Source organism: bacterium, assembly GCA_018814885.1.
Classification (GTDB): Bacteria; Krumholzibacteriota; Krumholzibacteriia; order LZORAL124-64-63; family LZORAL124-64-63; genus JAHIYU01.
Genome location: JAHIYU010000051.1, coordinates 1 through 9,350, shown reverse-complemented (window position 1 = coordinate 9,350; position 9,350 = coordinate 1). Strand labels below are relative to the sequence as shown.

11 protein-coding genes are annotated in these 9,350 nt (G+C 69.2%); 4 read left to right on the top strand and 7 right to left on the bottom strand.

Features of this window, described 5'->3' with window-relative positions; translation table 11 throughout:
- Nucleotides 1–84 precede the first annotated feature (84 nt).
- The 6 genes from KJ554_02890 to KJ554_02865 form a co-directional block, all read right to left on the bottom strand.
- Complete coding sequence (locus KJ554_02890; GenBank protein ID MBU0741284.1) at nt 85–654, bottom strand: TlpA family protein disulfide reductase; 570 nt, start codon at nt 652–654, stop codon at nt 85–87.
- 10 nt (nt 655–664) lie between these two features.
- The gene (locus tag KJ554_02885) at nt 665–1,252 is read right to left on the bottom strand and encodes a T9SS type A sorting domain-containing protein (protein MBU0741283.1); all 588 of its coding nucleotides are present in this window, start codon (nt 1,250–1,252) and stop codon (nt 665–667) included.
- Nucleotides 1,253–1,288: 36 nt separating this feature from the next.
- Complete coding sequence (locus KJ554_02880; protein MBU0741282.1) at nt 1,289–1,489, bottom strand: peroxiredoxin family protein; 201 nt, start codon at nt 1,487–1,489, stop codon at nt 1,289–1,291.
- Nucleotides 1,490–1,715: 226 nt separating this feature from the next.
- Nucleotides 1,716–2,765: a glycosyltransferase gene (locus KJ554_02875; protein MBU0741281.1), complete on the bottom strand. Its 1,050-nt coding sequence runs from the start codon at nt 2,763–2,765 to the stop codon at nt 1,716–1,718.
- Nucleotides 2,766–2,876: 111 nt separating this feature from the next.
- Nucleotides 2,877–3,809: a glycosyltransferase family 2 protein gene (locus KJ554_02870; protein ID MBU0741280.1), complete on the bottom strand. Its 933-nt coding sequence runs from the start codon at nt 3,807–3,809 to the stop codon at nt 2,877–2,879.
- The gene (locus tag KJ554_02865) at nt 3,806–4,465 is read right to left on the bottom strand and encodes a polysaccharide deacetylase family protein (protein ID MBU0741279.1); all 660 of its coding nucleotides are present in this window, start codon (nt 4,463–4,465) and stop codon (nt 3,806–3,808) included. Before KJ554_02865 ends, KJ554_02870 begins: the two co-directional genes overlap by 4 nt.
- Nucleotides 4,466–4,683: 218 nt before the next feature.
- Between KJ554_02865 and KJ554_02860 the strand changes: the two genes are divergently transcribed.
- From KJ554_02860 to KJ554_02850, 3 genes are all read left to right on the top strand, one after another.
- Nucleotides 4,684–5,910 carry a glycosyltransferase family 4 protein gene (locus KJ554_02860; protein ID MBU0741278.1) on the top strand — a complete coding sequence of 409 codons (1,227 nt, stop codon included), beginning with the start codon at nt 4,684–4,686 and terminating at the stop codon, nt 5,908–5,910.
- 73 nt (nt 5,911–5,983) lie between these two features.
- Nucleotides 5,984–7,669 carry a S8 family serine peptidase gene (locus tag KJ554_02855; protein ID MBU0741277.1) on the top strand — a complete coding sequence of 562 codons (1,686 nt, stop codon included), beginning with the start codon at nt 5,984–5,986 and terminating at the stop codon, nt 7,667–7,669.
- Between the two features lie 31 nt (nt 7,670–7,700).
- The gene (locus KJ554_02850; GenBank protein MBU0741276.1) at nt 7,701–8,009 is read left to right on the top strand and encodes an MTH1187 family thiamine-binding protein; all 309 of its coding nucleotides are present in this window, start codon (nt 7,701–7,703) and stop codon (nt 8,007–8,009) included.
- On the opposite strand, the gene KJ554_02845 is transcribed toward KJ554_02850, so the two are convergent.
- Nucleotides 8,010–8,702: a uracil-DNA glycosylase gene (locus KJ554_02845; GenBank protein ID MBU0741275.1), complete on the bottom strand. Its 693-nt coding sequence runs from the start codon at nt 8,700–8,702 to the stop codon at nt 8,010–8,012.
- A gap of 57 nt (nt 8,703–8,759) precedes the next feature.
- Here KJ554_02845 and KJ554_02840 point away from each other — a divergent pair.
- Nucleotides 8,760–9,350: hypothetical protein (locus KJ554_02840; GenBank protein ID MBU0741274.1), on the top strand; the 591-nt coding region annotated here is incomplete at its 3' end.

Sequence of the window (9,350 nt, the reverse complement as noted above, 5' to 3'; positions counted from 1 at the left end):
CCGCCGGTGCGAAGGCCGCGACCGCGCACGCCGCCAGGGCGGCCAGCAGCGGCGTCGAGCCGGGGCGCGCCCGGCCGGGTAGATTCATGGCGTCACCCGTCCGGAGGCCAGGAGTTCGCGGACCTCGCGGGCGAGCTGTTTCTCGTCCCCCTCGCGATAGCCGCGATGGTAGGCAGTCACGCGCCCGGCCGGCGAGATGACGAAGGTGGTCGGCACCGCGTCGACCCGGTAGAGACGGGCGACCTCCTTGTCGCCGTCTATCAGCACGGGAAAGGTCAGGCCCAGCGAGCGCACCGTGGCCGTGATCTTGGGACGATTCCGGGGCTCGTCGGTGGAGACGGCGATGACGGTCAGGCCGTCGCCCTCGTGCTCCTCGTAGAGCGCCTGCAGGTGCGGCAGCGCCTTGCGGCACGGCCCGCACCAGGTCGCCCAGAAGTCCAGGATGACGGGGCCCTTCGCCAGCGCGTCGTCGAGGGACATCATCTCGCCGCCAGGGGTCTCGAGCGTGAAGCCGGGCGCGGCGCCCAGATCCTCGCCGGCGGCGGCGGGCGGCGCGAGCAGGGCGGCCGCCATCAACGCGGCGACCAGCGCACGTCCGATAGCGGAGCGACTTCCGCGACGCCCCGCCCGGTTCCGGATGTCGGCTTTGATCATCGCCAGGCTCCTACTTCAACAGTGTGATGAATCTCGACTGGTTCTCGTCCCGGACGGTGAGGTTGACCAGGTACATGCCGCTGTGCGCGGGGCGTCCGGCATCGTCCATGCCGTCCCAGCGCACCCGGTGATCTTCGCCCGGGGCCTGCCGCCCGCTGAACAGCGTGCGCACGGTGCGTCCGCGCACGTCGGTGATCCTCAGGTCGACGGGAGCATCGCCCTCGCCGGTGATCGAATAGGCGAGCGTCGTCGCGGGATTGAACGGGTTGGGGTAGGCCGCGTGCAGACGGAAACCGTCGCGCTCCGGCAGATCCTCCGCCGGGGTGGTCAGGTTGGCCAGCGCCGCATCGACGGCGGCGCGGCACTGGGCGTTGTGCCAGCCGTGCCGCCGCCAGGTGATCAAACCGTCACCGCCGACGACGAAGAAGTCGTCGTAGGTGCAAGCGTAGTTCCCGCCGGCGCCAGCCGCGGCGGCCTGCATCAAGGCGGGGTAGGTGATGCCGGTCACCGACAGGAAAGCATTGGTCTGGGAGAGACTGCCTCCCCACATCTCCAGCCCGAAGGCCTGGAAATCCGCGCCGGCGTAATCGTCGGCCATGGTCTCCGTGGACGGACCCGCCGCCCGACAGGAGGTTCAGCCATGTCCGAAGAAGAAGAGGAAGCGCACCTTGCCGTCGTGTTCGCTGAAGGTGTAGGAACCACCCTGTGCGGCGTTGAGGCTGAAATCTGCGGCGGTTTCGCCGACCTGCCCCGTGGCCAGCGCGGTGGCAGGCAGCGAAAGGGCCAGCAACAAGGCCAGGGCCGCGCGCCGCTTCGTGTTCAGTTCTGCTCTCATCTTGTCATCCCCGTTTTTTTTTGAGTCATGGCCGTGGTGGAACTGGCCGCCGGTCTTGCACCATCCAGAAAAAAGACAACAACACTCGTCTATTATACTGGTTATACGGGGAGGCAGCTACATCCGTGACTTATCACAGGTTAAAAAGCGGATGTTCTCGACTGGATCGTCCGCTGACGTCGGCGTGCGGCGCGAGAAGAGAGGGCAGAACCGGGGACGGGTGGGATCAGGCGCCGCGGGATCTGGAGCCCGAGGCGTCGTCGGTGGGCTTGAGGACCCTACCCGGGCTGTGGCTCCACTGGGGGCCCCCGACGAGACCGGACAGGTATCCGAGCCCGCCGCCGAAATGGGAGGCGAGGAAGGCAGCGATGGTCAGAGGCCAGCTGACGCCGCGACGCAGGGACAGCCATCCCGAGAGGGCTACCACCGGGATCGCGTAGATCAGGGTGGGCACGGCCCACAACCTCCAGGCCGGACTCCAGAACGGCGCGACCAGGGGCATCAGCAGGATCCACAGCACCAGCAGCATCAGGGCCACCGAGAGAGGCGAGAACTGCCGTGGGTGCTTGCGCGCCATGCGGGCGCGGCCGCTCCCGTAGCGATACAGCTGGCGGAAAAGGGCCAGGCATGAGCGGCGAGGGAAGTATCCCACCTCGAAATCCTGGCTATGGTGCGCGTAGATGCCGCGTTGGTGCACGCGCAGGTTGAACTCGAGGTCCTCGCCGGCGTCGAAGGTCTCGTCGATGCCGCCCAGTTCGCGGAAGAGATCGCGGGCGTATCCGCAGCCGGCGCTCAGGGGGGAGCAGAGATGATCGTCCGCCGTGTAGATCTGGGAACCCGTGTGATGGCCCAGCCAGGACGTGCGCGCCGCGGCCGTCGCGGCCTGGAAACGGGAGACGCCGTCCCTGATCAGGGGCTGTGGGCGTGATACGCAGAGGGCTCCGTCCGCGAAGGCCTTCAGCACCGCGGCAAGCATGTCGCGGCTCCGGATGTGGCAATGGCCGTCGACGAAGAGCACGTAGGGGGCGCGGGCATGCTCCACCCCGACGTTGCGGGCGCATCCGGACAAGCCGGCCGGATTGTCCAGCAAACGAACGTTGGGATGCTCGTCCATGATGGCCGTGACGATCTCGTGCGTGTTGTCGGTGCTCATGCCGTCGACCACGAGGATCTCGAAACGGGAGCGTGCGAGCGACTGCTCGAGCAACTGCCCGAGTATGACGCCGAGGTACAGCGCTTCGTTGCGCACAGGCACGATCACCGAAAGCTCGGGCATGTCCTGGTCTTCCCTAGTCAACGACATTCGCCCCTGAGTTCATGTCCAGCGGCGCTTCACGATTTCCAGACGTGTAGCGTCCATGTCGGTACACGGTCACAATCGGCCGTGTTATTCCAAACTGAAGTCCTTTTGTCGCATCCTTTTTCGGGCCAAATACAGGAAGCCGGGGCGCCCGGCATCGACGCCGCGGATGAACGCGCGGGTTCCCGCAGACCAGGTCCGGCGCTCGGGCCTCAGGCCGGAAATGCCCCGCAGGCCGTCCCTCACGGCTCTGAGCCAGGTCGGCAGGAATCCGTCCCTCAGCGCGTAGTAGCCCATGGCGGTCGCGCCGAGCGCCAGGTAACGTACGGCGTAGCCGAGCGGTTGATGCAGCGTGGCCACCCAGAAGAGGTTGCGCGTGTCGTAGTAATAGCGTCGCCAGCTCGAGCGGCCGCCTGCGGCGTGGTGATGCTCGACGGAGAGGCTGCCGTCGTACGCGATCTCCCAGCCCCGGTCCAGCAACCTGTAGGCGAGCTCGAGCCCCTCGTGGCTGATGAAGAAATCCTCGCGATAGAATCCCGACTCGGCCAGCGCCGTAGCCCTGTAGGCGACGGCGCCCTCTGTTATCTCGTAGGTGTCGAAGGCCCCGTCCGCGTCCTCCACCGGACGGTGGTGGACCCAGTCGCGCACCTCGTCCGCATCCGGCCTGGTGACCTTGAAGCACAGGGCGCCGAGACGGGGACGTTCGGTGAAGACGGTCCTCAGGCGGCGCAGGTCGGTCTCGTCGAGACCGCGCATGTCGTCGTCGAGGGTGACGACGATCCCGCCGCCCGCCAGGGCGAGCCCCTCGTTGCGCGCCCCCACGCCGCGATTCTCGCGCAGTACGATCAGTTCGACGGCGGGGTGGCGCTCCGCGACGGCTTCCGCCGTGCCATCCTCGCTGCCGTTGTCCACCACGATCACCTCGAGGTCGTGATCGCGCAACTCGACGAGCTCGCGCAGGAGCGCCAGCACCGCTTCGCGGCGCTTGTATGTGAGCACGACGACGGAGATCCGGCTCATGATCGGGGTGCCCTTCCCGTCCCGAGCGCGGACAATCCCGTCCCCAGGTCATAGCCGGCCGCGGCGAGGCCGGGCAGGAGCACGTCCAGCAGGGCGTGGATGTACCCGGCGTAGTCGTGGAGCAGGATGATGTCGCGGTCGGAGACGGTATCCAGGACCTCGCGGGCGACGGCGCGCGCGTCGTCGTCGTCCCGGCAACGCCAGTCCCGGCTGTCGAGGGACCACAGCACGTGCTTCATGCCCAGGACCAGGGGGGCCAGCAGGCTCGCGGGATGCAGTCTGCCCGCCGGGGCGCGGAAGAACGGCGGGGGAGCGCCGGACGCACGCGCGATCAGGTCGCGGCAGAGCCTCACGTCGCGATGGTAGGCGACGGGCGAGGGCAGGCGCGCGTCGTCATGCAGGGTCGAATGGTTGCCGAGGGCGTGCCCCGAGGCCAACACGTCCGGCAACAGGGACGCGTCGCGTTCGATGCGCCTGCCCACGACGAAGAAGATCGCGTGCGCGCCGTGGTCTTCGAGCCGCGCCAGGACGCCGTCGGTCACGCCGGGTGTGGGCCCGTCGTCGAAAGTGAGCAGGACGCGCCGGTCGTCGCCGACCGGCAGCCGCCTGGTCACGAATGGGGATGTGAGTCGTTCCTTCAGGCTCGCGGGAGCCATGTCACCTCCGGTTTCTTCCGGGCGAAGTTCCGACAACCAATAACACATGAACGGTCGCTCCACCACCCATGGCTGGCCTGCGCTGGCCGGGAAATCCTGTTGCGGACACGCGCCGGGATGCCCACGGTTGCAGTATGCTTTCGCTTGGGTATCGTGAGCGGTGGCCAGCCGCCGGCCGGAGGTTCCGGTCGCACGGCCGCGCGCGCGGAAAGGAAGACATGGTCGAGAGGGTTCTGCATGTTCTCACCCAGCGCCCCGGGCTGACCGGCAGCGGCGTGACCCTGGACGCGCTGACGCATTGCGCCGCCGCCGCCGGGGTCGAGCAGCTCGCGCTGGTAGGCGTGCCGGCGGACGCGGAATACGCCGTCGCGGGCCTGGACCGGGACCGGGTCCGTCCCCTGCGGTTCGAGACCGGCGAGCTGCCGTTCCCGGTGCCCGGCATGAGTGACGTCATGCCCTATCGCAGCACCGTGTTCTCCACCATGGACGCGGCCCAGCTCGCGGCCTATCGAAACGCGTGGCGCGAACACATCGCGCGCGCGATCGCCGAGCTGCGGCCGCAGGTGATCCACGTCAACCACCTGTGGCTGGTCGGCGCCATGGTCAAGGACCTGGCTCCCGCTTCGCCCGTGGTCAGCCACTGCCATGCCACCGGCCTGCGGCAGATGTCGCTCTGTCCGCACCTGGCAGAGGAGGTGCGGCGCGGCTGTCGCCGCAACGAGATCATCGCCGTGCTCCATCGGGGGCATGCCGCACAGGTGGCGCGGATGCTGGATCTGCCCCCGGCGCGCCTCAGGGTGGTGGGTGCCGGCTATCGCGAAGACATCTTCCGCTGGGACGATGGGGCCGTCCGCACCGGCAACATCCTGTACGTTGGCAAGTACAGCCTGTCCAAGGGACTGACTTGCCTGCTCGATGCTGTGGCGGAACTGGCGGTGTCCAGGCCGGACTGCGTGCTCCACGTGGTGGGGGACGGCGCGGGCGCCGAGGCCGACGCCTTGCGCGCCCGCATGCAGACCATGTCGCCGCGGGTCGTGCTGCACGGCATCCTCGCCCAGGCCGATCTCGCAAGGCTGATGAACCGCTGCGCGGTCTGCGTCCTGCCGTCCTTCTACGAGGGTGTGCCCCTGGTGCTGGCCGAGGCGCTGGCCTGCGGCTGCCGCCTGGTGGGCACGGAGTTGCCGGGCATACGGGATCAACTCGCCGGTCCGTTCGCGGGGGCCATGGCCCTGGTGCCCGCGCCCCGCCTGGAGGGCGTGGACCGGCCGCGAGGCGAAGACCTGCCGGGTTTCGTCGCCGCCCTGACCGCGGCCTTGGCCGACGCCCTCGCGCGCCCCCCGCTGGGCGATCCGGCGGACGCCCTCCCCGGTGCGTTGGCTCCCTTCGCCTGGTCCGCCGTCTACCGTCGCCTGGCGGCCGTCTGGGCCGAGCTCGCGGCGTGTTGAAGATGCGTTGATGTGTGATATAATCCGACCCCCGCACCGCCGAGTACGTTGCCGTTTTCATCAGGGGGTCATCATGAAGCGCTTCACGCGACAAGGCATCCTGTTCCTCGTCCTGATCACCGCCGCGGCGGCGCAGGCGGGGGTCGAACCCGCGGACTTCCGACCGGGCGAGATCCTGGTGATGTTCGACCAGGGATCGATCCCGACACTCGACGATGCCGGCCGGCTCCGGGTCGCCGCCCCCGATCTGGAGGCGTTGCTGTCGCGTCACGGACTGCTCAGGGCCGCCCCGGTATCCCCGTGCGCGACCCGCGCCCTCGCGACCTCCTTCAAGCTGACCAGCGAACTGGGCGGTTTCGACCCCCGCGCGGCGGCGCGCGAGCTCGTCGCCGCGGGCCTCGTGCGCGCGGCGTCGCCGAATCACGTGCTGCACCTCTGCGTCCTGCCGAACGATCCCATGCTCTCCAACCAGTGGCACATCCAGCACGCAGGCGACGCGGACATCGATCTGCCCGAAGCGTGGGACGTCGCCACCGGAGATCCCGCAGCGGTCATCGCCGTCCTCGACACCGGCGTGGACTGGAGCCACCCCGACCTGCAGGCCGCCATGTGGATCAATCCCGGCGAGACGCCGGGCAACGGGATCGACGACGACGGCAACGGCTGGATCGACGACATCTACGGCTGGGACGTGGGGAACGACGACAACGACCCGCGGCCGGAGGTCTATCTGGAAACGGGCATCGACGTGGGCTTCCACGGCACGCATTGCGCCGGCATCGCGGCTGCCGCCACCGACAACGCCACCGGCGTGGCCGGCGCCGGCTGGGGCTGCCGGCTGATGGGCCTGAAGGTGAACGACAGCGACGGCTACATCACCACCGAGGGGCTGGCCGAGGCCATGCAGTACGCCGTGGCCAACGGCGCGTCGGTCGTGTCGATGAGTTTCGGCGGGTCGCTGGCGGACTTCGGCTTCATGCAGGCGCTCGTCGACGATGCGACAGCGGCCGGCGTGGTCTGCGTGGCCGCCGCCGGCAACAACAACGACGCGACGCCCATGTACCCCGCCGCCCTCGACGGCGTCATCTCCGTCGGCGCCACCGACGCCCTCAACCAGCGGGCGTCCTTCTCGACATACGGAGCGTGGGTCGACGTCGCCGCGCCGGGCCAGCAGATCTGGTCCACGGTGCAGAGCAACTACGAATGGGATTTCCTGACGCAGCTGCTGTTCATGCTCAGCTACGGCTGGGACGGCGTGAACCCGTACATGTACAGCGACGGCACGTCCATGGCCTGCCCGCTCGTGGCCGGCGTCTGCGCCCTGATCAAGTCGGTGCGCCCCGGGTTCACGCCCGCCGAGGTGCTCCAGCGCCTGGTCGAAACCGGCGACGCGATCGTCTTCGATCAGCCCCTCGGCGTGAAGGCGAACGCCTTCGCGGCGCTGGACGGACTGGCCGCCACCGGCGCTGGCGACCCGCTCGCCACGTTGCGGATCGACGACGTGAGCCCGAATCCCTTCAACCCACGCACGACGATCCGCTTCGGTCTGCCCGGCGCCCGGCACGTGCGCCTGGCCGTCCACGACGTGCGCGGCGCGCTGGTGCGCCTGCTGTGCGACGGGCCGCTCCCGGCCGGCGATCACGCGCTCGCCTGGGACGGATGCGACGACGGCGGGCGGCCGCTGCCCAGCGGATCCTACGTGGTCGACCTGCGCGCCGGATCGCAGCGCGACGCCCGGTCGGTGATGTTGCTCAAGTGACGGGCCCGCCCCGAACCGAGGGAGTGCGAAGATGGTCCTGCTCGAGTTTTCCATGTATCCCACGGACAAGGGGGCCAGCGTCAGCGATTACGTCAAGCGCTCCCTGGAGATCATCGACGACAGCGGCCTGCCCTACCGGCTGGGACCCATGGGCACGACCCTGGAAGGGGAATGGGGCGAGGTCTTGGCCGTCGTCGGCAGCTGTTACGAACGCATGCGCCGCGACTGCGACCGCATCGCCTGCCAGATCAAGATCGATGCGCGCGCGGGAGGCGGCGGACGACTGGACAGCAAGGTGGAGACGCTGAAGCGAAAGACGGGACGAGACCTGCGCAGCTGATCAGCCCGGCGGCAGACCCGCCAGCCCCCGCGCCCGCAGGAGCACGCGGTCCAGCATTTCGGGAGTGAGCCGCCGCGAGTTGGTATTGCGCAGGCTGACGTGATAGGTGTCCAGCAGCATCGTGCCGTCGGGCATCTCGTATGCGGCCCCGTGGGTGAACTTGTAGCGCACCTTGACGATGGGCTGGCCACGGTTGGCGAGCAGGTTCAGGTAGGCGTCGTGGCCGATCCAGCCCATGCCGATCACCACGGCCAGGTCGGGCAGGCCGTCCAGGTCGTGCGCCAGCCACCGTCGACAGGTCCTGATCTCGTTACCGGTCGGCATGTTCTGGGGCGGGACGCAACGCACCGCCGAGGTGACCCACAGGCCACGCACCTCGAGCCCGTCGTCTCGGCGATCGGTCGCGGGGCGATCGGTGAAACCGCAGCGGTGCAGGGCGGGGAAGAGGAAGGCGCCGCTGGCGTCGCCGGTGAACATGCGGCCGGTGCGGTTGGCGCCGTGGGCGCCGGGGGCCAGGCCCACCAGGCAGATGCGCGCCGTCGGGTCGCCGAAGCCGGGCAGCGGCTTTCCCCAGTAGTCCCAGTCCAGGTAGGCCCGCCGTTTGACGCGCGCCACCTGCTCCCGCCAGTGGACCAGCCGCGAACAGCGCCGGCACGACGCCAGCTCCGGCGGGTAGGGATCGAACTCCTGCATTCCCGGGTCATTCATGAATCGCAGCATAGCGGAACCGAGGTCGTGTTGGAAGTGGAGTTGAAACCCCCGCCCTGGGCGACGCACCTGCTGAGCGATCTGCACGGCTGGCGGGAAAACCCGCTGCCGGTGGACGAACTCGAGCCCTTCGCGTTGCCCGACGACGCATGGTTCGAATACGCCTGGCTCGATCGCGACGGCGAGCCGCGCCGCGATCCCGAGGGCGTCCCGGCCGGCAATCCCTGGTGGGACTACGCCTGCCGTCTCGCCGGGCCGCGCTGGCGCGACGAGCGGTTCGTGCCGGCGCCGGGCGCCCGTGCGGCGCAACGGTTGCGCGGCCATCGTCTCGACTCGCGCCATCTGGGACCGGGACGCCGGTTCTTCACCTACTCGCCGGCGGGTGGCGGGACGGCGGGGCCTGTGGTCCTCGTCCATGACGGCAAGGGGTTCTGGCACCACGGGCGATGCGGTCCCTTGTCCGACGCCCTGCTGGCGGCGGGCGAGATGCCGCCCGTGCATCTCGTCTTCCTGGAACCGGAGCGGCGGAACGCGGAGTACGCCTTCAACGACGCGCACGCCGCTCACGTCATCGACGAGGTGCTGCCGGCGGTGGCGGCGCGGGCGATGGTCGCCGGCAAGCCCCTGCTGCTG